We start from the raw sequence: 23,657 nt of genomic DNA, 5'->3' as shown, positions 1-23,657 counted from the left end.
AGTGAATCCCTCTCTCTTAAAATAATTTAGTCCTTGGTCATTGGGTAAAATTCCCTGATTACCCCACCTCCCCATGACCACTTAATTGACCATGATAAAACTCCTGCTACGCTAAAAGCATATACATAGCAATGTTTTTCTCAAAAAGGCGCTCATGTCGGAACTCTTAGCCATTACTGGAACCATCGCCGCCATCGCAACTGCTGTGATTCCCCAACAGGGTAGCGTGAGTATTGTGCGGGTGTCTGGTGACCAAGCAATGGCCATCGCTCAAGCTCTTTTTTACGCCCCTGGAAATCAAGTTTGGGAAAGTCATCGCATTCTCTACGGTTATATTCGTCATCCCCAGACACAACAATTGGTGGATGAAGCTTTGTTATTAATTATGCAAGCACCCCGTTCTTACACCCGTGAAGATGTGGTGGAATTTCATTGTCACGGGGGAATTATAGCAGTACAGCAGGTATTACAACTGTGTTTAGAAACAGGCGCTAGGCTAGCTCAACCAGGAGAATTTACTCTCCGGGCGTTTTTGAATGGGCGATTAGATTTGACCCAAGCCGAAAGCATAGCCGATTTAGTAGGAGCGCGATCGCCTCAGGCAGCCCAAACAGCTTTAGTTGGTTTACAAGGAAAATTAGCTCATCCTATCCGACAGTTACGCACCAACTGTTTGGATATTTTGGCGGAAATCGAAGCCCGAATTGACTTTGAGGAAGACTTACCGCCGCTGGATAGTAAAGGCATAATATCAGATATTGATAAAATTGCCGCAGAAATTACCAAATTATTAGCCACCAAAGACAAAGGTGAACTGCTGCGGACAGGTTTAAAAGTGGCCATTGTCGGGCGACCAAATGTTGGCAAATCCAGCTTATTGAATGCTTGGAGTCAGAGCGATCGCGCCATAGTTACTGATTTACCCGGTACCACCCGCGATGTAGTGGAATCTCAGCTAGTGGTGGGGGGGATTCCCGTGCAAGTGCTAGATACAGCAGGCATTCGGGAAACAATCGACCAAGTAGAAAAAATTGGCGTCGAGCGATCGCGCCGTGCTGCTAGTGCTGCTGATTTAGTACTGTTAACTATCGATGCTGCCGCAGGTTGGACTGAAGATGACCAAGAAATTTATACACAGGTACAACATCGTCCATTAATTTTAGTCATCAATAAAATTGACTTGATAGAACCAGCATCTATGACATCTTTGGCATATCCTCAGCAAATTAACCAAATTGTCACCACAGCAGCGGCAAAAAATCAAGGTATTGATAGCTTAGAAACAGCAATTTTAGAAATAATGCAAACCGAAAAAGTACAAGTTGCCGATATGGATTTAGCAATTAATCAAAGGCAAGCAGCAGCATTAACTCAAGCTAAAATATGTTTAGATCAAGTACAAGTAACGATTGCTGATCAATTACCCCTTGATTTCTGGACAATTGATTTACGTGGTGCAATTAATGCCTTGGGAGAAATTACTGGCGAACAAGTCACAGAATCAGTACTTGATAGAATTTTTAGTAAATTTTGTATTGGTAAATAAAGTTAAATTATTTATTGGGAATTTTAAATTTTGCCTACACCAAGAGACTCAGATAATTAACTTCTTTGAGTCCGCGTAGGCGGACTTCGTTTGTGTAGCTGTGATTTTTAATCGCCTGTGAAACATTTAAGATTAATATATTCAGATATATCCACTATTTATATAAAATTAAGCATATGTCTTTCATAAATGAAATTAATAATGCTAACGCCTTAATCGTGGGAGCTAGCCAAGGCATTGGTCTAGGTTTTGTCCAAAAATTGCTAGACGATGAAAGAATTGCCAAAATTTATGCAACCTATCGTCAAATTGAGTCAGCCGAAGAACTAATAACCTTAGCCAAAAAATATTCTGGTAAACTAATTTGTTTATCAATGGATATTACTGAAGAAGCTCAAATCGTTGCCGTTATCCAAGAGATTAAAAACGAAGTCAATAAATTGCATTTAGTGATTAACTGTGTAGGACTATTGCATGAAGGCAACTTACAACCTGAAAAAAACTTAAGGCAAATTAATTCTGAAAATTTACTCCGTTACTTTCAAATTAATAGTATTGGCTCAGTGCTGCTAGCTAAACATTTGTTACCTTTATTCCGTCATCGTGAACCTAGCGTATTTGCTAGTATTTCAGCAAAAATAGGTAGTATTGGTGACAATCAATTGGGTGGTTGGTATGGCTATCGCGCTTCTAAAGCGGCACTAAATATGTTGATGCGAACAGCAGCAATTGAGTATAAAAGAAGCAGTCCTCAAACATTAGTCGTAACTTTACATCCAGGAACAACAGATACACGTCTTTCCCGGCCCTTCCAAGGCAATGTACCACCAGAAAAACTATTTTCAGTGGAACGTACTGTAACTCAATTGCTTAGTGTCATCGAACAACTTCAAGAAGGCGACAGTGGTCAGTTTTTTTCATGGGATGGCAATAAGTTACCTTGGTAGGTAAACTAAATTTTGAACAAGCAACTTAGGAATGTGGATTTAATAAAAGACAGAACCTCACCCCCAACCCCCTTACCAAGGAGAGGGGAGACTTTGACGCAAGTCAAAGGCGGGGTGAGGTCAAAAACTAGACTTGCATGTTATTTAATTCATATTCCTTATTCCCAAAATCTATGCAATTTTTTATTCCCGCCGCCAACGACCATACTAGAGCCGAAGATGTCTATAAAAATATTGCTAAGTTTGCCCAAGCACCAATTACTGAAAAGCGGATTTGGAAATTACGTTGGCATGATCAACAGATGAATGTGGAATGTGAGGTAGGAAAAACTTTACCATCTCATTACCTAACAGGAAAAGAGTTAGTTTTAGCAATCTTTGATTGTGAAAATGTGTATAAAATTTGTACTCTTACTCATGGAGCAGTCAGGGGAGAGCCTGTGGTGGTTGAAAAAAATCCTCAATCTATAGCCATCTATTTTTCCGAGACTGGCAATAATTGAACGAATTTACACGGCGCTGGCATATAGGGCCCAATTAATTGCAAAATAAATGGAGTTCGACATGGTGACTACCTAAAAATGCCGACTACACTTGCTGACGTCCAAAACTTACTATCTGACCTCATCACTGGCTACTCATCGCGTGTAGATTATCTGATGATTCGCCTTGAACAATCAGAAGCGACTGATATCTTGTTGCGCGGCGACAAGGTGGAAACTCTGAGTGAAGGCATTTCCATTGGTGGCCACATTCGCGCTTGTTATAAAGGTGGATGGGGATTAAGTAGTTTTAACCAATTGGGGACAATTAAAGAGCGTATGGAAGAAGCGATCGCCGCCGCCCGGATGGTTGGTGATGAAGAAACTTTACTAGCTCCCATTGACCCAGTGCAAGCAATCTGCGAACTACCCCTGACAGGTACTAACCCCCGAAAAATTCCCCTGTGGCAGAAAAAAGAATTATGCGATCGCTATACTGATTTACTCAAAAGTTTTGACCATCGCATCACCACAACTTCAGTCCGCTACGGTGACAGCGCTCAAAAAGTGATTATTGCCACCTCAGAAGGTACTCTAATTGAGCAATCTTGGGTAGATATGGAAATGCGCTTTGCCGCCACAGCCAGAAACGGTGAAACTGTGCAAACCGGTAGGGAAACCACTGGTTCTCGCAACGCGTACGAAGACTTAACTGCTTTAGATGAACAAGTTGTCAGTTCAGCCCAAAGAGCGATCGCTGCTTTATCGCTACCATCTGTCAAAGGCAATACCTACACCGTGGTAATTGACCCAATTCTCACGGGTTTATTTGTTCACGAAGCCTTTGGACATCTTTCCGAAGCCGATATGGCCTACGAAAACCCAGACTTGCTAGAAGTCATGACCATTGGCCGGCGATTTGGCCCAGAAGAACTACAAATTTTTGATGGTGCAGCCCCAGAAGGACATCGCGGCAGCTATTTTTATGATGATGAAGGTACACCAGCTACCACTACCCAACTAATTAAAGATGGCACTTTGGTAGGACGCTTGCATTCACGGGAAACCGCAGGCAAATTAGATGAGACACCTACAGGCAATGCTCGTTGTCTTGATTATCACTTTAACCCCATTGTCCGGATGACAAACACCTGGATTGAGCGCGGAAAAACGCCAATTGCCGACTTATTCACAGGTATAAAAACCGGAGTATATGCCCGTAATTGGCTAGGTGGCATGACTAATGGCGAAATGTTCACCTTTAGTGCTGGGGAAGCATGGATGATTAGAAACGGCAAAATTGCTGAACCAGTCAGGGATGTGACGCTTTCCGGTAATGTTTTTCAAACCCTGGCAGATATTGAAGCCATCGGTAATGACTTTTACTGGGATGAATCCGGTGGTTGTGGCAAAGGTGGACAGAACGGCTTACCTGTAGGTTGTGGTGGTCCCAGTCTGCGAATTCGGAATGTAGTAGTTGGCGGAGAAACTTGAATGATATTCAGTTGCTGGAGGTTGGCTGTGAGGAAAATATATTGAGAAGATTTTTGTTAATAGTACTGTTTGCTCTATGGCAATTAACAGTTATTCCCCCCGCCCTAGCTGCCGAAACAGTCAACGCTGCTAAAATCTTCAACGCCAACTGTGCTTCTTGCCATATAGGCGGTGGTAACGTCCTCATTCCCCAGAAAACCTTGAAAAAAGAGGCATTATCTAAATATCTGGATAATTACAACAGTGACTCTATTCAGGCAATTATCTGTCAAGTAAAAAATGGCAAAAATGCTATGCCCGCCTTTAAAAACAAGTTAACTACTGAGGAAATCCTACAAGTAGGTGCTTACATTTTCCAAAAAGCCGAACAAGGCTGGTGAAAGAGGGACTGGGGAACTCGGGGCCCCCTCTGGGGATCAGGGGCAAAAGGGGTAATGGGGACTGGACATGAAACCTTGCCTTTGTCCCCGACTCCCGATTCCCTCATTCCTTATTCTTGTTTTTGTTCTCTCGATTGACGCAACCTTTGTATAAGTTTTTCACTACCTTCTCCATTGGTTTCCTCTGCCGATGATGTTTGGGGAATCACAACTGGCGCAGGTGCTGGACTTTCAGTTCTGATTTGGAAATCGGGCAATGGTTGGACATTAGCAGCTGGCGTGGGTGCTGGTTTAACCGCTGCGGGTTTCTGCTGTGGAGTAGTCTCAGCAGTGTTACCGTTGTTTTCAAAACGCAGGTTAAATGGATAACTGCTAATTTGTTGATCTGCCTTGGGAGACTTAGTATTAAAATATTCTCTGGCCTTGACTTGCAATTCCGGAGAAACCGACTTGTCTTGGAATTTAATGTCTAAAACTTTACCATCAGTATCTATCACCAAGAAACCCGAAACTGTACCTTCAGCGCTGGGCTTGTTTGTCGCCACAGTTTCTCGAATAACTGCTTTTTGTGTGGCGCCGGGGTATTCTTGCTGAATTGCTGCTCTCAAGTCTTCGTATGAGGTGAGTTTAGCTACTAGTGTTTGTTCAGTCTGTGGCTCATTGACTGGCGCTAAGGGCAACTCAGGTGTTTTAGGTGCAGAACCCTGCTGCCATTTCGGGATACTTTCATTAGCTAGGTTTAGTTCATCTCCAGCTTGTGGAGTTTGTTGGATACGCGCTATTAATGCCTGATTTCTGGCAACTTGCGCTGCATTATTACTAGGCTGAGGGGTTGGAGGTGTGGGAGTAGTCGCTGTGACAGGTGGTAGGGTATTTGGTAAGTTATTAGGTCTTGCCGCCGCATTTACTTGTGGTAGCCTGTTTACAGGTAGTGGTTGGACGGCTACTCTAATTTCATCGGCATTAAAAACAGGCGCTGATGGGGTGAACTTTTTATCAGCAGCGTTGAAACCAGAATTATCAAATTGCAATTCTTCCCTTGGAGGTGTAGCCGCAGGCTGTCTTTCAGGTAAAGAAGCCGTAGTATTAGAGGGATTGCGATAAATGTTAGGCCTGACAATTGGTGGCAATGGCTGCTGCCTATACAGCGATGGTGGCAAAGGTGGCAATGTCGCTCTTTGAGTATCCAGATTTGGCGGCAGCTGTTGCGGCTGCATGGGCAACTGTGGTTGGAAGGAAAATCCTGGTTGTACTGGTAATTGTGGTTGCAGAGCAACTGGCGACTGGGATGTACCTGGTGTTTGTGGCAGACGGTTTTGGTCAGCTTGGCTTAATTCCAAGATACCGACTGACTTTGGTAATGTTGATTTTTGAGATTGCTCAGAATCCACAGGCATCAAGGGTACAATCAAGGCAATAGCCCCATGAATACCAAGAGAGGCTAGAGCTGCTATCCCAGTGGGCTGGCTTAAAATTTCTGGTATATTTTTTAGCAGGGAGACGTAAGTCATAGCTGTTATCGTTCACTCGGCTCGGTTGCAGTTGACTAGCAAAGCAATTTTATCTTGATTACAAGAGATGCGTCTCTCTAAAATCATAACTACCTACGCTGGTAATTAAAAACGACAGTATAGGCTGATTTCAGGTTTCTAATTTTTCAGTGAAGCAATCAATAAAATTGCACTTGCTAAAGAGGTATTGGAAAATGATTCTGTTGAATTGCGGTTTCTATGAGGAGTTGCACAATGCGGACTGGAATCTAGGATAGTTGCCACTGGTGGAGATCGCATCAGTCTGAATGTATAACTATAAGTCTGTTGAGTGTTGCTTGATCTATTAGCCGACTATCTTTTCTTCAGTCACATTCCTCTAGAGGATATGCAGCTGATTATTAAGAACAGAATATAGTTAAACTCGATTCTACCACATCAACTAAGTCGCTAAATGTAGCGAAATTTGCTGTTTACCTGGCAATCCCTTTTGCTTTCTTATTTTTCCTTGCCCTACCTCTTTCTCTGCCAAAATGCCATTACCTACAATCATTGTGCCTGGATATTTAGAAACTGCGATCGCCTACTGTCAACTAGAACAATCTCTTTTACAGTTGGGTATCCCCACAATCACAGTACCTCTCAGGAGGCGTGATTGGTTACCTACTATTGGTGGCAGACCTGTAACACCGATTGTGCAGCAAATTGACCGCACAGTAAAACAGATGTTACAGCAACATCACTCCTCTCAAGTCAACTTAATTGGTCATTCAGCAGGAGGTTGGATTTCCCGGATTTATTTGGGAGAACAGCCTTATGCAGCCCGTGATCAAGTAACATCCTCCTGCTGGAAAGCTTATCCTTTGGTGGCTAGCCTAATTACTCTAGGTACACCCCATATGAGCCAAGAACGTTGGACTCGCTGGAATCTGGATTTTGTCACCAATAACTACCCTGGGGCATTTTACAAAGACGTGCGTTACGTTTGCGTCGCCGGGAAAACCATCTTTGGTGCTAGAAAACCTGGCTGTTGGTTAGCTTACAGCAGTTATCAATTAACCTGTGGTCAAGGTAACACTTGGGGTGATGGGATTACACCCATTGCCGCCGCTCATCTAGAAGGGGCAGAAAACATTGTGATTGCTGGAGTCCGACATTCTCCTAGAAGTCCTGGTATTTGGTATGGCTCACCAGAACCATTACAAGCTTGGATGCAATATTTACTTTAGAAAATTTTATCTTTCTCTGAGAAAAGTAAAATATATTAATATTTCTTGGTTAAGATCGTAATAAAAATACATACTTAACTCCAAACAGGAGGGGTGAATTATGCAAAGCACCCAGTTTGATCGAATTTTGCGACGATTAGCGACGGTTTTAGCAGTGGCAATTGTCACTCTGTGCTTGATTTATATCACTACGGGAATTTTACTTTCTTTTTACTACGAACCAACAGCAGGTGGTGCTTATAGATCGTTGAAAACGATTAATACACAGATACCATACGGCTGGTTATTCCGCAGAACCCATGATCTGGCGGGTAATGCCATGATTGTAGTTGCCCTAATTCAAATTGTGGTGATGTTTTTAGGTCGGCAATTTAGTAAAAGTTGGCTGGCTGCGTGGATTAGTGGGATTTTGTTTACTCTCAGTGCCATCGCCTTAGATTGGACAGCCATGCTTTTAGACTGGACTCAAGAAGGATACTGGCGTTTTAGCATTGAACTAGGAACCATTGAAGCCATTCCTTTGGTCGGTGGACAACTCCGAGATATTCTCACAGGTGGTGGAGCCATTAACACCATCACTGTGGAACACCTTTACACCATCAATAGTTATATTATTTCGGTGATTGCCATTGTTTTGGCTGTGGTACATTTATCTGCCCTGATCTGGCAAGAACAGCAAATGTATGCAGAAGCCGCCACAGATGCCCAAATTCAACTTTCTGATGCTTCACTGGTGAACAATTGAGATAATTTTGCCAATGGAACTTCTTCAACTTCTGGTAAAGTTTCCAGAGCCAGGCGAGTTGATTGGCTACTACCAGAGAGACGTTTTAACAGATTAGGTCTGGGGTCATGCAATAAATAAATAATGCGATCGCCTACTTGCCATTCTTGATTAGCTGGCATTACCTGTAAGCGTTCTGCTCGTTCTACCAGCAGTGGAATTAATTCCCCAGTCCGAATCTTTTCCTGAATGCGATTTTTTTGGTTAGAAAGTTCCTCATCATTGATTGTAGTTGTCCCTAATTTCACTCTGCCATCATTAATGTATTCATTCCAAGTCTTAATTCCTACATCTGTAGCAAAGGCTTGGTGAACTTTATTCTGAGAACTGGAATTAGTTTGAGGGTCACGGGGAAAAACAGCTAAAACACGGGGTGGATTAAATTCTTCAGCTGCTCTTTGAGCTAAAACAAAATTCACCTCACCATTGCTGGTCATCGCCAAAAAAGTTCCCAAAGAAGCCAATCCAGCTTCCTCCAAAACACTCACTTCCAGCGCACTACTAGAAATCACCCGAATATCTTGCTCTGCCGCTTTTGCACAGCGTTCCGGGTCAGTGTCAATCATCACTACTGTTTCTCCCCGTTCCTGGAAGAAGCGAGCAATTAACAAACTCAAGGGATTACAACCGACAATTACCGCCCCTGTAACATCCTCAGAGGTGATGCGTAGCCACTTAGCAATTTGGCCAGCCGTTAACCCTTGGGAAACCACAGTTGTGATGATTGTCAAAAAGACCAAAGCTTTAATAGCATCACCACCGTTAATCCCGCGCTGTGTCAACGAAATCGCAAACAAAGACGCCACAGATGCCGAAACAATTCCCCTAGGCGCCACCCAGCTTAAAAACAATTTCTGTCGCCAATTCAAGTCACTGTTCCAAGTACAGCAGAGAATGTTGATCGGGCGCACAACGAACATTAAAACCAAAACAGTAAATAAACTGCCCCAGCCCAAGGCAAACACACTCGCAATGGATAAATCAGCCGCTAGCAGAATAAATAGTACAGAGACACTGAGAATTGTCAGTTGCCCTTTAAAACTCCGTAATAAGCGTTCTTCTGGCACCGAAGAGTTGGCAAACACTGCACCGGCGATGACTGTAGTCATGACTCCCGATTCACTGCGGATCGTCTGTGCTAACGAAAACAGACCCCAAAGAATCGCCAATACTACCAAATTTTTTAACTCGGATGACAGAAAATTGGCGCGTTTGAAAATCAAGCTCATCAAGTAGCCGCCAGCAGCACCAATGGCTCCACCAATTCCTAAACGCATTAGTAACCCGACGATGGCATTAACGGGGTCGGCATCGCCGTTCATAATCGTATCTAAAACCACAAAGGCAAGGATCGCTCCCACTGGGTCGATTAAAACTCCTTCCCCTTCTAAGATTGTCGCTACTTGTCGATCTACATTAATTTGTTTGAGCAGGGGACTGATAACCGTGGGCCCTGTAACCACAACGATAGAGGCATAGAGAAAAGCTATATTCCAAGGAAATTCGCCCAGCCAGTGGGCTGCCATACTACCGCCAATGAGTGTGATTAATGTTCCTAGAGTCACAAGCAATTGCAAGCTCACAGAAACTTTGCCCAACTCTCGCAAATCCAGGTTGAGTCCGCCTTCAAACAAAATAATTGCCGTTGCTAGGGCAACAATTACTTCCAGCCCTGTACCTAGCATGTGAGGATGCAACACGCCCAGCCCATCTGAGCCAAGCACAATACCTAATAACAGTAACAAAACAATGCTAGGCAAGCGAAAGTATGCAGCTAGCACTTGGGCGCTAATACCTGCAACAACAACGCTCACCATTTGGAGGGTGATTTCAAAAGATGCTTCCATGTTGTAGATTTTGAGCTATGTATTTCAAAATCCTTTGTAAAGAATAGTAAATATTACTTCTACAGAGTACAACATCACATCCTCTGTCCCCAGCTAAGTTCAGAGTTTTTTTCATATTTGGTTTCGTATATTACTCTATTTTGCAACGTTTGCTGCTACATTGCATGGTTTTTGAGGGGGAACTACTTGCTAGTATCAAACACAAAAAAAAATCTCACAGCTAAATCAATTGCTGCCTATGCTGCGGCATTGTGTACTTAAGGCACAAATTTATCGACACAGATTGTTCATCAGCACTAGAAAAAATCAGCAGTCGCATAATATCTTGCCGCCAATTTGAGCTACTAAAATTTTTTTTGGCAAAGTTGTTGACATCAATGGGGAAATTCGTTATTTTATAAAAGGTCTGAGTCTTACGCCCCCATCGTCTAGAGGCCTAGGACACCTCCCTTTCACGGAGGCGACGGGGATTCGAATTCCCCTGGGGGTATTTCAAGGATAAAATTAAATTACTTTTTTGATCAGCCTTTTCTAGACATTTATGCATCTAGATGAGGCTGATTAGTTATATATCAAAAATCCCAGTCCCCTGTCCGCATTGCCCTAGATCCCAGTCCCTAGTTTCTAATAGGTGTAAGGAGTGAGGAAGATGAAAGGGATGAGGGGGATAACCAATGACTAAGGAGACAAGCTATGGTTGCCCAAGTCCAAGAATTAGATGCCTTGCAATGGGTGAAAACTCGATCTTCCCTTGACCCTACCCAATCTACATTTTTGATCTGGACAGGTAAGATTTACAGCTTTATTCCTGGCGAGAAGAGAAAACTTTTATTTAAAATGTCAGGAGTCAGCGTTAGTAGATGTATTCCCACAGCAGAGGGTAGTTGGGATTTTACTTCTAGGGAACTGACTTATTACCTGAACCCACAGACAAATGAGATTTTAAGGAAATGGGAAAACCCCTGGACAGGTGAAATGGTGCCTGTGATGCACGTTGCTAATAATCCTGTGCAGGGACAGTTTGCAGGCAAGTTCCCCGCCCAAGTGGACGGAGATACGACAACCTTTGTTTTCGATATTTTTCCCACATATCCTAATCCGTTGGCAGAAGATGCCAAATTTGCTGAATATAGTCCATATCCCACATATCAGGCGACGGAACTTTTCAAACTAGCTGTACCCACTGCCGATTTATTTAACTCAGAACTGGTTTCTGTGTCTCAACTCAGACTTAGTTGGGATAGAATTGGTCAATGGCTGCCCTGGATGAAGATGGGCGATCGCCTGGGTTATCTCATCTACAGTGCATCTGGTAGTAAAGTCAATGGTTTTACTGAATTACCCCAGTTACTTCAAGATGAAATTAATACCCGTGTTCCTGTGTACAAGCAAGCCCCAACAGCTTTTTTAGATGGGGAAGATATGACATCTTGGCTCTATTTTCAAAAGCATTTTCCGGCTTATTTAGCTGGTGATATATTTCCGTTGCCTGAAAAACAGGAGTTGTAATTAGAGTAGTATCCCTAGAGTAAACGCAAACAAGTATGCAGTTAAAATTTTTGCATGTTTTTACTTTGGGGGTCAAAACCTCTAGAAAACTTTGTGCTTTCATCATAGTAAGCCCCACTTAAATCTGCTCCATACAACTTGGCTAAATTAAGTTTGGCTCCCCTGAGATTTGCCTCATGCAGTTTTACACCGCACAAATTTGCTTTAGTCAAATTTGCTTTGGCTAGATTAGCTCTACTTAAGTCTGCACCCCAAAGTTTAGCTTTAGCTAAATTAGCCGCACTCAAATCTGCACCCCACAAATTAATTCCCGGTAAGTAGGCTGCTATCAGTTTAGCTGCAATTAAATTGACTCCTGGAAAGTATCTCTCTCCAGCAGCATAACGTCGCTTCAGTTCTTCAGCATCCATGATTTGTGTTGGCCTTTTGCAATAAACAAGATGTAATCTCTTCCCATTCTTGGTTAATATCCCCAAAAAATTCTGGCTGATTACTTTTTTTGTACCAGTAACGGGCATTGCTCAAATCACCTTCTTGGCGGTGTAAGTAGGCATGAACCCAGGCGCTATCAGCATCACTGGCATTTTGGACGATTTCATGGGCTTTGTCCCAATTACCTTGTTTTTCGTACCACATTGCTTGCAGCGCTTTTGGTAGTGTCTGGGGGCATGAGCGCTGCTTCTCAATCAATCGCAGGAATTCCTGTGTATTCATGATTGCTACTCAACAATTGTCAAACCTCTATCTTTAAGATACTCCGCAGTTTACTAATTAGTGATATTTGACGAGCAGAATGCATAACCCCGCGTTTTTAGTGTTCACACATGATTGAAAGTTTTGATTCAAGAAAATCTCTGATTTTTAATTTGTCTAGAAGTAGCTTCCATAAAATTGATAAATACCTGTATAAGCTTATGAATACCCTCACTACCTCCGGAAATTACTCCTCCTGTTAATAAAGCATCTAAACAACGAAAAATAATTATTTGTATAGGATTATTTAAATCAATAACGACAAGTGGCTCAATTGAGCGAATACCTATGCCACTCAATAAAAAACCAAATAATAAAGATGTCCATAAAGCAATAATTCTTGTATCAGATTTGTATGCTATTTTTTTACGTTCCTGTTCATTGAGTTCATTGATTATTGTATTTAAATCTTCGATTTGCGGGTTATATTGTTTTTGGCTTTGGATAAATTTTTGAATAATATGCTGTTCTAAGCTCACTCCCTCTGGTGGTAAATCATTAATTTGATTTGATTCTAAAAAATCAACTGGTTTTTGCTGGTCTTGTTCGGCGATAAATCTTCTTCTTTCGGATATCAACCACTTCTGTTGCTGAATGATAATATCTAGTTGTGCAGCTTTATCTCCCCGCCAAGTAGTAATGAAAACTTCTAAAAAACGTTCTAACAATAAAGAAATAAAAAATAAAAAAAGAAGTGACTGTATAATATCATCCAGTCCAAAAGGTTTGAAAATAAATGGTTGAGGAGATAACCAAGCTGAAAAAGATACAGCTAAAAAACTAATAACAACTACAAAAATAAATAGAAATAAATTTGGAGAAAGTTTTGTCATCAGAGAACTTTGATAATCTCCAAGTTATATAAATATGCGAATTTTACTGTAACGATCATTTTGGTGGAGAGAGGGGAGATGAGGGAGAATGATTTTAGTACAAGCCCAGAAGTTGATAAAATACACCATCTATTCTCTAGCCTCTCTCCCACAAAATCAAAGTGAGAAAATTTCTAGAATTGATGATGGATGGTGCGTTGCATTACGCGACGATAAACTCTACATTGAAATTTTGTAACATAGCTCGAAATATTAGCGCCGACTTACTTATTTCTAAAATGCTCAATCTATAAAAATTACACCCAAAAATGAGAATAATTTAGCAATTTTAGAGATGCAATCTGTAAATCAGTAGCCTGATTATTTTCTCAAGGAAATAATCTCAAAATCGAAAGTAGCAACCAAAAGGTTATCAATAAAAATCTGTATTCTATGTTTACCGCTTGGATCTCCGGGAACGATTGTCCAAAAATTTTCAATCACACCATCTGAAGTGAATTCTGTACGCGTCGTTACAGCTTCAATCCCATTTTGAGATAATGAAAAATTTTCACCATCTTCTGTAGCCCATGTTTGTGGAGGTTTTGGCAATTGCAGGACTTCTCGCCAGGTTACTTCACCTTTGTAACCCTTTAGTTGAATGCGCCACCCGTATTTGCCAGTCTGATTTAAGATGACTCTGTTGGTACGAGTAAAGCTATCTTGACCCTGAGAGTCAGTTCTCAGCACGCCAAACTCAGCTTTGCTGACAGTAATTGGTCTGATAGGAGACTGAGAGATTACATGAGATAATGCTAGGGCGTTATCTGTTACAGCCAAAGTAGCATTGATAGGCTCAGAAGCTATGAACCCAGATATCAGCCCAGAAAAAGTTAGTACAACTGTTGCAGTCCAGGTTCTCATTGGCAAAATTTGTTGGTCAGTTACTGGTACTTATTCAAGTATTTCGATCTACCTTCCGGGTTGAGATCGCTAACATGGGACAGAAATGAAAATGTCCAATGCTATGGCAGTTATCCTTCTAGCAAATTCCAGAAGTAGCCATCTGGTGCGACAAAGGAGAAACTCTTTTCTCTAAATTCATTTTCCACGATATTTGTATACTTTTGTACTGAACTTGCTTGAATGCGATCGCAATATTCTTCTATCTCCCGAATACGGTAGGTGTAGAGTGAAATCCCTAAGCAGCCTGGTTGCGATGCTTCAAACCGGGATTCTAAATCAATAGCTTCGGGAAAGCGAATTATATATAGTCTGCCACTACGCGCAGCCATCAAGTCAGTCGCGGAGGAACGAGGTTCATCAAAAGCAGTAACAATAAATTTTTCTCCTGGCTTGAGGTCAAACATCTCCCGACCGGCTGGTGAAGATTCATAACTAGTTTCGACATCATCACGTACACGCAGCAAACCCAAAACTTCTTCATAAAATTTCAATATTTGCTTACTGTCGTCTTGCACAATCATCCCCATGTGGGTAAACTGGCTAGTTTTGAAAGCAGCATGATTATTGATTTGCCCATAATTCGGCAGTGAATAGCCAAACCTTTGAAATAAAACTTGTCGAGTTAAAGGTTGCAGTAGTAGCATTTCTCGCACCCCCACCGCAGGCTCGGTGAAGGGGCGGCTTTTGCGTTCTTTATTGTAGATAACTTCCCAGTGAGGATTGGTATATTTAATCGCCCAATTTCCAGCTTTTGCATCCTCTGCGTGATTTAAAATAGTTAACACATCAGCCGTTAAAGTAGTTGCCCAGCGATTTCCTTTAACTTTCATGGATGCTAAACCTAATCCCTGATTTGTGGGATTTTGCCACACCATCAACCGAATCAAACCATGATCTGCACTTTGGTGATAAAGGCGAATCGAACGTAAAGCAGAATTCACCCCGTATAATTGATAGGCTGCATCTGCGGATAATTCACCCACTTGACCAATACGATAGCCAAATTTATCCCAATATTGAATTGCAAAAATTGGGTCGGGAACGCCAATACATACTTCATAGATGCCTGCAATTGTAGCTGCTTGCCCCTGAGTCATACAAATTTAAAATTACTAGGTCAACACAAATAAAGCTTTTGCCAAAATATTAGAGTTTTTTGGTAATGTAAACTCTTATTTGTTGAGAAAATTTAAATTTGCAGAGATATTTTACATTTCCCTTGATGAAATACCGCCAGAAGATTTAGATATTTTCCCGGCAACTTGATTTAAATCTTGAATAACTGCTGCGGCTGATTGATAGCGATCGCTAAAATTATAACGTACCATTTTGTCTAATATTTCAGCTAATTCATCACTAACTTGTGCTGTTTGTCGCCACATAACATTGCCTGTTTCTGAATTTAATTGAAGCTCTTGAGGTGGTATTCCCGTAATAGCTTGGATGCCTATCATTCCCAAAGCATAAATATCACTAGACAAGCGGGGATGACCAGCAAATTGCTCTGGTGGTGCATAACCCCTTGTACCAATAGCGACTGTTGCCAATTCTGTTTCTTCGCTAGTCGGCGGTTGGATTAATTTAACTGCACCAAAATCAATTAATACTAGTCGATTATCTTCAGCACATCTAATAATATTAGTTGGTTTCAGATCACGATGAATGACCCGATGTTCATGCACAAATACCAGAACTTCTAAAATTCCTTTGAGCATATCTATGACACCAGATTCATTCTTGACAATCTCCGCAGGAGGCAATTCTTCATTCAGAGTATGTCCAGAAATGTATTCTTGGACTAAATAAAATTCTTCATTAACTTCAAAATAAGCTAGCAATTCGGGAATTTGCTGATGTTTTCCTAACACTTCTAAAATTTCTGCTTCAGTTTTAAATAACCTGCGAGCAACTGACAAAAATCTTGTATCCCGACGTGCTGGCATTAACTGTTTAACTACACAAATTGGATACCCCGGACGCTGAGTATCTTTTGCTAAATAAGTCCGACCAAATCCGCCCGCTCCCAGCACTTTAGATATTTGGTAACGTCCACCCAATAGCAAATCCCCAGTTATTTTTCCTGGGGTTGTAGTTGTAGATGCAGTATGAAAATGTACGTCATGAATTGCTGTAGTTATAGTATCTTTTAATAAAATATTTAACTGTTCAATTGCTTCTTGTTGTTGTTCAACTTGTAACAGAATTACCCGCGTTTGCTGCTGAGTTTGGTAGGTAGTGTAAATTATCGTACCCAAACCACTCATTACTAAAGCGATCGCCGGGGGAATTAGGGGTATCCAACCAGCTTGGAGAAATAATACACCAGTGCAGATGGCCACCAAGCCGCCTAAGGTTGTACCTCCCACTACTAGCAATAATAAAGGATGTCGCCATCGCCAGCCTAAACAACTACCAATAATTGACCAACTAAATAACCATAAAATTTCCGCCCACTCAGTCCAGTACCAAATTAAAGGTCTACCATCTAGAACTTTACTGATAATCTGACTGGCTATTTGTGCATGAATTAATACAGATTGTGTTCTGCTTGGTTGGTCATTTGCAGCGCTATAAGGTGTATATAATCCCGTATGAAGACTGGCAGCAGTTGTGCCAATAATTACTAGTTTATCTTTTACCAAATCAGGCTGAATTTGACCATTGAGAACTTGTGTCAGAGTTATTTGTTGTGCCAAATTATCAGGATGGCGGTAATTCAATAATAATTGGTACCCTGCGGCATCCAATCTTTTATAGCTACCAGAATTAGCTTTCAGTGTGGGAAAGTGAGTGTTACCTATTGCGAAATTATATTCATCAGTAAAATCTAATTTAAAACCCGCTTTTTCTAAATAATTAATGGCTAATAAGGCCGCAAATGAAAAAGAAGTTTTACATTGACTGTCTTGGGAAGTGGCAAATAATAAACTGCGGCGAATAATTTGCTCTGCTTCATGATCAGGAATTAAATCATTGAAACCAATATTTTCGATTGGTAAATTGGCTGGCGGGGGAATTTCTTCTCTGTCTATACTGCTGAATAAGCATGTACCAATGATATTATCTTGACTTTGCAAGTTCTCCGCTAAATTTTCTGGCTCTGGTAAATAAAAATTTAAACCAATGACACGAGGTTGATAAGATTCTAGTTTGACTAATAGTTGATTGATTGTGGCATCCGACAAGGGCCATTTTTGTTTTACTAGATCTTCTTCAGTAATTGTCACTAATAAGATGCGAGAATCGAGTGGTTCCACCGGACGCGATCGCAGCATTGTATCATAAGCTTTTAATTCCCCAGACTGTAACCACTTGAGTTCTCTAACGCCCCATACCAAGGCTGTAACTCCCAGGCTGGTGATTAAAATCACTTGTAACCAGTTCTTATGGGGAGCAGGATCACGGTAAATCTTATCTTTGGCAAACGCGGTTTGGAGTCGTTCTAATATTCCATTAATCACGGTGTTGCGGCAAAAGCCTAAATTTAGTAGATGTTGCCCACCCGGAACGAAAGTACCGGAATCAGGGTTAAAAGCTAATTAACTCAATCAAACTTGATCTAATTTAGCAATTCCCAGATGATTCTAGGCGATCGCTGTGATTTGATTGTCAAAACGAGCTTAAAAGCAATGTGAATTAATCAATGGCTAGAAAGTCTTTGGGAGTAATAATCTGGTTTTGATATTCAGCTATGGTTCTGAGTGATAACAAGTCTTGATCTCCTGTAATTAGAAACTCTGCATTGGCATCTTTAGCGAGTTCTAAAAATTTGTTGTCGTCTGGATCTCTACAAGTATTTATTTGAGATTTGACTTCTATAAATTGACTGTATTTTTTTACTATGTCCAAAAAATATTGTCTGTCTTCACTTGAGATATATTTATCGAACTTATCTTTGTAAATTCGTGTCTTTAATTCTTGATAAGTTTCATCACTTTGAGCAATTTTAAATTTTTCGTAGGCTTTATTTAGGGCTTTACGGGCTGTTCCTTCTGGACTCAGGACAGCACTAATTAAAACATTTGTGTCAATAACAATTAGTTTATGATTCATCGGCGAGTAATTCTTCTAGAACTTCTTCGGTTAGTCCTTTGGCTTGAGCATTTCTGCCGATGCTGTCAAAAACACGCAGGAAATCTTCATCTTTATTTTTTGGAGATTTTTTCTTTATTTCTTGAATGAGTTGTTCTTGTTCTTGTACTGGAAGTTGTAAGACCAGATTCAGGATTTGCTCAAAAGTCAGAGGTAGTTGATAGGTCTTTTGATTCATGGTGTTTTCTGGAGTTAGAGGATGGGTTTTATATTCAGGTTGAGTTGTAATACTTTTGACTACGGGATAGCAATAAATCTGGCAAACTATAGGAGTTATGAGTTAACAATATTGCTTACGTCAGTTTCAAAGCTTTGAAACTTCCTTAATTACAGCTTTTTGCAAATAAATGAAGTACAAACTTACATATTGTAAATCTTGTAGGGTAGGCATCTTGCCTGCCATTATGTACCTCGTCGACACCAAATGTGCTGTATGAATTATGCATTCAACCTAGCCCCAAGTTAGGGTAATATCCTCATCTGCTGGTTCAATTATCCTTGAGCTTTATATATGTTATGAAAAAGCAACGGGTAAAGTAAGTGATGGCATTAAAGTCTAAATACACAGCAATATCTAAAGTTGTGTTTCCGATTGTTGCACTTGTTTTACAGAATTAGCAAAAGAAATCGCGTCTAGGGATTGATTCGGTGCATTTAACTGTGGTTGTTCAGGCGATGCGTTGATTCTTGTATCACTAAAGTAAGAGCCAATGATTTTGTCATAGTTAGAAGCAACAGCTAAAAATGCTCCACCCAAAATGTAAATAGGCAACGGCAGATTAAAGGCTTTTAACCAGTCAAACAGTTCTGCCAATGCAAACAATACTAAAAAACAGGCCAGCCAAACCCTCATTCTTCCATCCTCCGCGTGTAAACTACCCTACCAATAGGGTAACCAGCTTGCATGATACTTGATGTTCAACTTAACCACAATTATTAAGGTAAAGCTAACATCTTACCTGAACCGATGACTGCTCTGTGTCCTTGGTTCTCTTTTGGGGCATTCTACCAAAAACACTATGTCCTCATCCTGATACTTCGGTTTCCCTCCCCACTACGGTGTACACATAAATGATCTAATCACAAGTAGTGGAATGATGGTGTGATAGATATAACTCTTGTAGTGCGGGCATCTTGCCTGCACCGGACGCCCATCCTAGAAGATAAATTTAATGCAACATTTTAGCTGAGACAGTCCACCACCAGTTAAGTAGCTGTGTAAAATAAATTCACTCCCGGACAATATTTCTTACACTTAGATAAAAAGGCGATCGCCTTTTCCAAACTATCATGAGCAACATTCCCCAAACTGGACAACCCGCGCCTAATTTCTCTACTCCTGACCAAAATGATCATCTTGTCAGCCTAGATCATTTCAGTGGTGAGTGGCTGGTTATCTATTTCTACCCGAAAGATGACACACCCGGTTGTACTACCGAAGCTCAAGATTTTACCGAGTTGCAGGCAGAATTTAACGTCTTGGGAGCAAAAATCCTAGGTGTCAGTCCAGATTCTGGTAGAGCGCATTGTAAATTTATTGACAAACATAATTTATCAATTACCCTGTTAAGTGACCCCGAACATCATCTCATTGAAGCTTATGGTGCTTGGCGCTTGAAAAAATTTATGGGTAAAGAATATATGGGTGTTGCCCGGTCAACTTTTTTGATTTCACCTGATAAAATCATTGCCTATGCTTGGCCTAATGTGAAAACTAAAGGTCATGCTCAAGCAGTCTTAACTAAATTACAAGAATTATCAGCTGTCTCCAATCCCACAATCTCATAAAAACTAGGATGAAACTCTCCATGAACCGTCAACAGCATCGCCTCAATTAAAGCATTAGCTTTGAGGAGAGTTTCTTGAAATTCCATTTCGGCATCAGATAAAGCCACAATACCACCCCCCATGCCGATAGCTGTTTTATCGGGGGTAAAGACTGCGGTACGAATAACTATATTTAAATCTGCTGCGCCATTCAAACTCAAAAAGCCGATAGCACCTGAATAAACTCCCCGTGGTTCTTGTTCGAGTTTATCAATAATTTCCATTGTTCTCAGTTTGGGTGCGCCTGTCATTGAACCACCAGGAAATGCCATTTGAATACAGTCTGTAGCCGCCATCTCTGGAGATAAATGACCCCGAATAGTCGTCACCATTTGATGTACTGTGGCATAAGTTTCTATATCCATTAATTTTGGTACATGAACACTGCCTATTTCACATACGCGGCCTAAGTCATTGCGTAATAAATCCACAATCATGAGATTTTCTGCTTGGTCTTTTTCACTATTACGTAAACGTTCCCGTAACAAGAAATCTTCTTCGGGAGTATGTCCCCGCTTCACTGTTCCCTTAATGGGCTTAGTTTCTACCCATCCTGATGAATCAATTCGCAAAAATCTTTCTGGTGAAGAACAAGCAATGCTAATGTCACCAAAGCGCAAAAAGACAGAATAAGGTGCTGGATTAACCTGGCGTAACCTGCGATAAAAGGTCAGAGGATCAGGCGTTGTATCTGTGTATAGTTGATTAGTTAGACAGACTTGATATGTTTCTCCTTCATGAATTTCTTGGAGACACTTATAAATATCATCTTTGTATGTTTGGTAAGACCGACTTAAGTGAAAAGTCACAGGATGGGAGTTGATATCGGCTACTAGTGGGGTGAGGGGAGGCAGTGTATAGAGTTTTTGTGTAATTAATTTAAACCAAGATTCTGCTTCGGCTTTCGCGTCTTTGGTAGTAAGATAAACTAAATAAGTAGTTTTTTCTTGATGGTCAAAAACTATCATTTGGTCAGTTAAGAGAAAAATGGCATCAGGTAGAGATGATGGATGTACTAAATTAGATCCACATTCAGCTTTAAGTTCGTAACCTAAGTAGCCTACAAATCCACAATTAAAATCAAAAGGTAAATCATCGGACTGGAAGTTTCGGCAATTAATTTGCTGTTTGAGATAGGCAAAAATACTTTTTTTAATATTGGTTATTTTACCAGATTGATTAATAATTAGTTCCTGGTTTTGGATGGAATAACGAACAAGTAAACTGTGTTTTCCACCATTTCCTCCCATGAATGAAAAACGTGATAAGCCTGCTTCTACTCGGCTACTATCTAGCCAAAATGCGTTAATTTCTTGACTAAAAAGATGTACAAATGTCTGTTCTGCATCAGGATAATAATTAAGTTTCTGATTATAAACTATCAAGTCTTGATTTGGTTGGGCAGGTAAATTTTTAGTAGTTATAGGTGGAATTATTTTTTTATTTGTTGTTGTTTCTGCTTGATTATTTGAGATAAATTGCTGAGTAATTTCTTGGTAGTTTTGTAAGAGTTTATATCCATATTCTGTGCAGATAGACTCTGGGTGAAATTGCACTCCCCATAATGGTAGATGTTTATGGCGTAATGCCATGATGAGTCCTTCCTCTGTCCAAGCTAGTTTTTCTAAACAGTTGGGTAATTCGTCTGCGACTAGTAATGAATGATAGCGGACTACACGAAAAGGTGTAGGTATTTCTTTAAATAAACTGTTGTTATTGTGGTAGACATCACTTAATCTTCCGTGTCTGACTTCTGGTGCATGAATGACTTTGCCACCGTAATAGTGAGCGATTCCTTGATGACCAAGGCAAACACCTAATAATGGTATATTAAGATGATTTTGTAGTATTTGTTGGCAAATGCCAAAGTCTTTGGTTTTTTCTGGGCGACCGGGGCCGGGAGAAATGACTATGTTATCAAATTTGAGTTCTTGTAGTTGATGCCAGTTGATTTGATTATTGCGAATTACATGGGGTTTTTTGCCATTGACTTTTGCTAACATTTGATAAAGGTTAAATGTGTAAGAATCGTAGTTATCGATAATTAGTGTTTGGATCATTCTTGGATTTAAGAAATTAGTTTAATGTGAGTATGTGATGGGGATTATTCGCTAGTATCCCGAAGAATTGAAAAACCAACCGCCAAGACGCAAAGGACGCAGAGGTAAGAGTTTTTAACAGGATTTTTGCATGAGTCTTATATGTTTTGGTAAATTGGAGATGCTTGTTGTTGAATCTGCTATAAATAAGTCTATATGATTTTATTTTACAAAACTTAACTCGAATTAATTTAAATTATGTCTATTCGTCCTATATATCTTGATTGTCACGCTACTACACCTGTGGATGAGCGTGTGTTGGCAGCAATGCTTCCTTACTTTACAGAGCATTTTGGTAATCCATCTAGTATTGGTCATGTTTACGGTTGGGAAGCGGAAGCGGCGGTGAAACAAACTAGGGAAGTTGTAGCAGCAGCGATTAATGCTACGCCGGAAGAAATTGTGTTTACTAGTGGCGCAACAGAAGCTAATAATTTGGCGATTAAAGGTGTGGCTGAAGCATATTGTTCTCAAGGACAGCATATTATTACTGTGGCTACTGAACATAGTGCGGTTCTTGACCCTTGTAATTATTTAAAAACTCTGGGTTTTGATATTACTGTTCTGCCTGTGCAAAAAGATGGATTAATTGATTTAATTGAGTTAGAAAAGGCTTTACGTCCTGATACTATTTTGGTGTCGGTGATGGCTGCTAATAATGAAATTGGTGTATTGCAGCCGTTGGCAGAAATTGGAGAAATGTGCCGTCATCGTGATATTATTTTTCACTCGGATGCCGCCCAAGCTATTGGTAAGGTTCCTTTGGATGTGCGGGCGATGAATGTTAATTTAATGTCGTTGACAGCACATAAGGTGTATGGGCCTAAGGGAATTGGGGCGTTGTATGTGCAAAGACGTAACCCCAGAGTGAAACTCGCCGCCCAGCAGCATGGCGGTGGACATGAACGGGGAATGCGTTCTGGGACTTTGTATCCACCGCAAATTGTGGGTTTTGGTAAGGCTGTGGAAATTGCTTTAGCAGAACAAGTCACGGAAAACCAACGTTTGACTGAACTGAGGCAAAGATTATGGCAAGGGCTTTCGCAATTAGAAGGTGTTCATCTCAATGGAAATCCTACTCAAAGATTAGCGGGAAATTTGAATATTAGTGTTGAGGGGGTAGATGGGGCGGCGCTACTGCTAGGCTTACAACCAGTGATGGCTGTATCTTCTGGTTCGGCTTGTTCCTCAGCCACCACAGCCCCCTCCCACGTTCTCACAGCCTTGGGACACTCAGAAAAACTCGCCTATGCTTCAGTGCGGTTTGGCATTGGACGATTTACCACCCAAGCAGAGATTGATACTGTCGCCAAACATGCGATCGCTACCATTGAAAGTTTACGCAAACAGGCAATTTTGGTATAGGGGAAATGGGAACTATTTTCGTTATTGTCCCCAGT

The 23,657-nt window shown here is 40.8% G+C and carries 22 protein-coding genes and 1 tRNA gene; 11 read left to right on the top strand and 12 right to left on the bottom strand.

What is annotated here, in order from left to right:
- The first annotated feature begins 154 nt into the window (after positions 1 to 154).
- The 5 genes from mnmE (at position 155) to petJ (ending at position 4,849) form a co-directional block, all read left to right on the top strand.
- The gene (gene mnmE / locus ACM0OT_RS16085) at positions 155 to 1,546 is read left to right on the top strand and encodes a tRNA uridine-5-carboxymethylaminomethyl(34) synthesis GTPase MnmE (protein WP_414565372.1); all 1,392 of its coding nucleotides are present in this window, start codon (positions 155 to 157) and stop codon (positions 1,544 to 1,546) included.
- Positions 1,547 to 1,722: 176 nt separating this feature from the next.
- Positions 1,723 to 2,493: an SDR family NAD(P)-dependent oxidoreductase gene (locus tag ACM0OT_RS16080; protein ID WP_414565371.1), complete on the top strand. Its 771-nt coding sequence runs from the start codon at positions 1,723 to 1,725 to the stop codon at positions 2,491 to 2,493.
- Positions 2,494 to 2,666: 173 nt separating this feature from the next.
- Positions 2,667 to 2,996 carry a hypothetical protein gene (locus tag ACM0OT_RS16075; RefSeq protein WP_414565370.1) on the top strand — a complete coding sequence of 110 codons (330 nt, stop codon included), beginning with the start codon at positions 2,667 to 2,669 and terminating at the stop codon, positions 2,994 to 2,996.
- A 78-nt stretch (positions 2,997 to 3,074) separates the two neighbouring features.
- Complete coding sequence (locus ACM0OT_RS16070; protein ID WP_414565369.1) at positions 3,075 to 4,469, top strand: TldD/PmbA family protein; 1,395 nt, start codon at positions 3,075 to 3,077, stop codon at positions 4,467 to 4,469.
- A gap of 41 nt (positions 4,470 to 4,510) precedes the next feature.
- Entirely contained in the window at positions 4,511 to 4,849 is a 339-nt protein-coding gene (gene petJ / locus ACM0OT_RS16065) for a cytochrome c6 PetJ (protein ID WP_414565520.1), read from the top strand.
- 110 nt (positions 4,850 to 4,959) lie between these two features.
- Here the strand turns inward: petJ and ACM0OT_RS16060 are convergent, their stop codons facing one another.
- Positions 4,960 to 6,360, bottom strand: a complete 1,401-nt coding sequence (locus ACM0OT_RS16060; protein WP_414565368.1) for a hypothetical protein — start codon at positions 6,358 to 6,360, stop codon at positions 4,960 to 4,962.
- Positions 6,361 to 6,872: 512 nt separating this feature from the next.
- On the opposite strand from ACM0OT_RS16060, the gene ACM0OT_RS16055 reads away from it, so the two are divergent.
- Complete coding sequence (locus ACM0OT_RS16055) at positions 6,873 to 7,568, top strand: esterase/lipase family protein (protein WP_414565367.1); 696 nt, start codon at positions 6,873 to 6,875, stop codon at positions 7,566 to 7,568.
- Between the two features lie 100 nt (positions 7,569 to 7,668).
- Positions 7,669 to 8,313 carry a cytochrome b N-terminal domain-containing protein gene (locus ACM0OT_RS16050; RefSeq protein WP_414565366.1) on the top strand — a complete coding sequence of 215 codons (645 nt, stop codon included), beginning with the start codon at positions 7,669 to 7,671 and terminating at the stop codon, positions 8,311 to 8,313.
- Here the strand turns inward: ACM0OT_RS16050 and ACM0OT_RS16045 are convergent.
- On the bottom strand, positions 8,280 to 10,199 hold the full coding sequence (locus ACM0OT_RS16045; RefSeq protein ID WP_414565364.1) for a cation:proton antiporter: 1,920 nt from the start codon (positions 10,197 to 10,199) through the stop codon (positions 8,280 to 8,282). The genes ACM0OT_RS16050 and ACM0OT_RS16045 overlap by 34 nt on opposite strands.
- Before the next feature lie 417 nt (positions 10,200 to 10,616).
- On the opposite strand from ACM0OT_RS16045, the gene ACM0OT_RS16040 reads away from it, so the two are divergent.
- Positions 10,617 to 10,689: transfer RNA gene (locus tag ACM0OT_RS16040), tRNA-Glu, on the top strand.
- Between the two features lie 203 nt (positions 10,690 to 10,892).
- Positions 10,893 to 11,708: a DUF1838 domain-containing protein gene (locus ACM0OT_RS16035; protein WP_414565363.1), complete on the top strand. Its 816-nt coding sequence runs from the start codon at positions 10,893 to 10,895 to the stop codon at positions 11,706 to 11,708.
- Positions 11,709 to 11,749: 41 nt separating this feature from the next.
- Here the strand turns inward: ACM0OT_RS16035 and ACM0OT_RS16030 are convergent, their stop codons facing one another.
- From ACM0OT_RS16030 to ACM0OT_RS15990, 9 genes are all read right to left on the bottom strand, one after another.
- Positions 11,750 to 12,118, bottom strand: a complete 369-nt coding sequence (locus ACM0OT_RS16030; protein WP_414544390.1) for a pentapeptide repeat-containing protein — start codon at positions 12,116 to 12,118, stop codon at positions 11,750 to 11,752.
- Positions 12,108 to 12,422, bottom strand: a complete 315-nt coding sequence (locus ACM0OT_RS16025) for a hypothetical protein (RefSeq protein WP_414565362.1) — start codon at positions 12,420 to 12,422, stop codon at positions 12,108 to 12,110. Before ACM0OT_RS16025 ends, ACM0OT_RS16030 begins: the two co-directional genes overlap by 11 nt.
- 128 nt (positions 12,423 to 12,550) lie before the next feature.
- A complete protein-coding gene (locus ACM0OT_RS16020; protein ID WP_414565361.1) occupies positions 12,551 to 13,294 on the bottom strand; it encodes a hypothetical protein in 744 nt (247 codons plus the stop codon).
- A gap of 360 nt (positions 13,295 to 13,654) precedes the next feature.
- Positions 13,655 to 14,197 (bottom strand): hypothetical protein, encoded by a 543-nt coding sequence (locus ACM0OT_RS16015; protein WP_414565360.1) that lies wholly within the window; start codon positions 14,195 to 14,197, stop codon positions 13,655 to 13,657.
- A gap of 110 nt (positions 14,198 to 14,307) precedes the next feature.
- On the bottom strand, positions 14,308 to 15,336 hold the full coding sequence (locus ACM0OT_RS16010) for a VOC family protein (protein ID WP_414565359.1): 1,029 nt from the start codon (positions 15,334 to 15,336) through the stop codon (positions 14,308 to 14,310).
- A 111-nt stretch (positions 15,337 to 15,447) separates the two neighbouring features.
- Positions 15,448 to 17,700 (bottom strand): CHASE2 domain-containing protein, encoded by a 2,253-nt coding sequence (locus tag ACM0OT_RS16005; RefSeq protein ID WP_414565358.1) that lies wholly within the window; start codon positions 17,698 to 17,700, stop codon positions 15,448 to 15,450.
- A gap of 175 nt (positions 17,701 to 17,875) precedes the next feature.
- Entirely contained in the window at positions 17,876 to 18,292 is a 417-nt protein-coding gene (locus ACM0OT_RS16000; protein WP_414565357.1) for a putative toxin-antitoxin system toxin component, PIN family, read from the bottom strand.
- Positions 18,282 to 18,509, bottom strand: coding sequence for a hypothetical protein (locus tag ACM0OT_RS15995; protein ID WP_414565356.1), 228 nt, complete (start codon positions 18,507 to 18,509; stop codon positions 18,282 to 18,284). The genes ACM0OT_RS16000 and ACM0OT_RS15995 overlap by 11 nt, the downstream gene beginning before the upstream one ends.
- Positions 18,510 to 18,905: 396 nt before the next feature.
- On the bottom strand, positions 18,906 to 19,184 hold the full coding sequence (locus ACM0OT_RS15990) for a hypothetical protein (protein ID WP_414565355.1): 279 nt from the start codon (positions 19,182 to 19,184) through the stop codon (positions 18,906 to 18,908).
- Between the two features lie 437 nt (positions 19,185 to 19,621).
- Between ACM0OT_RS15990 and bcp the strand changes: the two genes are divergently transcribed.
- On the top strand, positions 19,622 to 20,119 hold the full coding sequence (bcp, locus tag ACM0OT_RS15985) for a thioredoxin-dependent thiol peroxidase (RefSeq protein WP_414565354.1): 498 nt from the start codon (positions 19,622 to 19,624) through the stop codon (positions 20,117 to 20,119).
- Here the strand turns inward: bcp and pabB are convergent.
- On the bottom strand, positions 20,059 to 22,215 hold the full coding sequence (gene pabB / locus ACM0OT_RS15980) for an aminodeoxychorismate synthase component I (RefSeq protein ID WP_414565518.1): 2,157 nt from the start codon (positions 22,213 to 22,215) through the stop codon (positions 20,059 to 20,061). The two genes, bcp and pabB, sit on opposite strands and share 61 nt — an antisense overlap.
- Before the next feature lie 240 nt (positions 22,216 to 22,455).
- Here pabB and ACM0OT_RS15975 point away from each other — a divergent pair, with 240 nt between their 5' ends.
- Positions 22,456 to 23,622, top strand: coding sequence for a cysteine desulfurase family protein (locus tag ACM0OT_RS15975; protein ID WP_414565353.1), 1,167 nt, complete (start codon positions 22,456 to 22,458; stop codon positions 23,620 to 23,622).
- Positions 23,623 to 23,657 lie beyond the last annotated feature (35 nt).

It is taken from the genome of Anabaena sp. CCY 9613 (assembly GCF_963920895.1).
Classification (GTDB): Bacteria; Cyanobacteriota; Cyanobacteriia; order Cyanobacteriales; family Nostocaceae; genus Cyanocohniella.
Note: the sequence above shows the minus strand (reverse complement) of the source record. Positions and strands in the feature narration are given on the sequence as shown.

Excerpts from the sequence above, each read along its gene's own strand:
- mnmE (WP_414565372.1), top strand. The coding sequence starts at position 155 with ATGTCGGAACTCTTAGCCATTACTGGAACCATCGCCGCCATCGCAACT.
- ACM0OT_RS16080 (WP_414565371.1), top strand. The coding sequence starts at position 1,723 with ATGTCTTTCATAAATGAAATTAATAATGCTAACGCCTTAATCGTGGGA.
- ACM0OT_RS16075 (WP_414565370.1), top strand. The coding sequence starts at position 2,667 with ATGCAATTTTTTATTCCCGCCGCCAACGACCATACTAGAGCCGAAGAT.
- ACM0OT_RS16070 (WP_414565369.1), top strand. The coding sequence starts at position 3,075 with ATGCCGACTACACTTGCTGACGTCCAAAACTTACTATCTGACCTCATC.
- ACM0OT_RS16060 (WP_414565368.1), bottom strand. The coding sequence starts at position 6,360 with ATGACTTACGTCTCCCTGCTAAAAAATATACCAGAAATTTTAAGCCAG.
- ACM0OT_RS16055 (WP_414565367.1), top strand. The coding sequence starts at position 6,873 with ATGCCATTACCTACAATCATTGTGCCTGGATATTTAGAAACTGCGATC.
- ACM0OT_RS16050 (WP_414565366.1), top strand. The coding sequence starts at position 7,669 with ATGCAAAGCACCCAGTTTGATCGAATTTTGCGACGATTAGCGACGGTT.
- ACM0OT_RS16045 (WP_414565364.1), bottom strand. The coding sequence starts at position 10,199 with ATGGAAGCATCTTTTGAAATCACCCTCCAAATGGTGAGCGTTGTTGTT.
- ACM0OT_RS16035 (WP_414565363.1), top strand. The coding sequence starts at position 10,893 with ATGGTTGCCCAAGTCCAAGAATTAGATGCCTTGCAATGGGTGAAAACT.
- ACM0OT_RS16030 (WP_414544390.1), bottom strand. The coding sequence starts at position 12,118 with ATGGATGCTGAAGAACTGAAGCGACGTTATGCTGCTGGAGAGAGATAC.
- ACM0OT_RS16025 (WP_414565362.1), bottom strand. The coding sequence starts at position 12,422 with ATGAATACACAGGAATTCCTGCGATTGATTGAGAAGCAGCGCTCATGC.
- ACM0OT_RS16020 (WP_414565361.1), bottom strand. The coding sequence starts at position 13,294 with ATGACAAAACTTTCTCCAAATTTATTTCTATTTATTTTTGTAGTTGTT.
- ACM0OT_RS16015 (WP_414565360.1), bottom strand. The coding sequence starts at position 14,197 with ATGAGAACCTGGACTGCAACAGTTGTACTAACTTTTTCTGGGCTGATA.
- ACM0OT_RS16010 (WP_414565359.1), bottom strand. The coding sequence starts at position 15,336 with ATGACTCAGGGGCAAGCAGCTACAATTGCAGGCATCTATGAAGTATGT.
- ACM0OT_RS16000 (WP_414565357.1), bottom strand. The coding sequence starts at position 18,292 with ATGAATCATAAACTAATTGTTATTGACACAAATGTTTTAATTAGTGCT.
- ACM0OT_RS15995 (WP_414565356.1), bottom strand. The coding sequence starts at position 18,509 with ATGAATCAAAAGACCTATCAACTACCTCTGACTTTTGAGCAAATCCTG.
- ACM0OT_RS15990 (WP_414565355.1), bottom strand. The coding sequence starts at position 19,184 with ATGAGGGTTTGGCTGGCCTGTTTTTTAGTATTGTTTGCATTGGCAGAA.
- bcp (WP_414565354.1), top strand. The coding sequence starts at position 19,622 with ATGAGCAACATTCCCCAAACTGGACAACCCGCGCCTAATTTCTCTACT.
- ACM0OT_RS15975 (WP_414565353.1), top strand. The coding sequence starts at position 22,456 with ATGTCTATTCGTCCTATATATCTTGATTGTCACGCTACTACACCTGTG.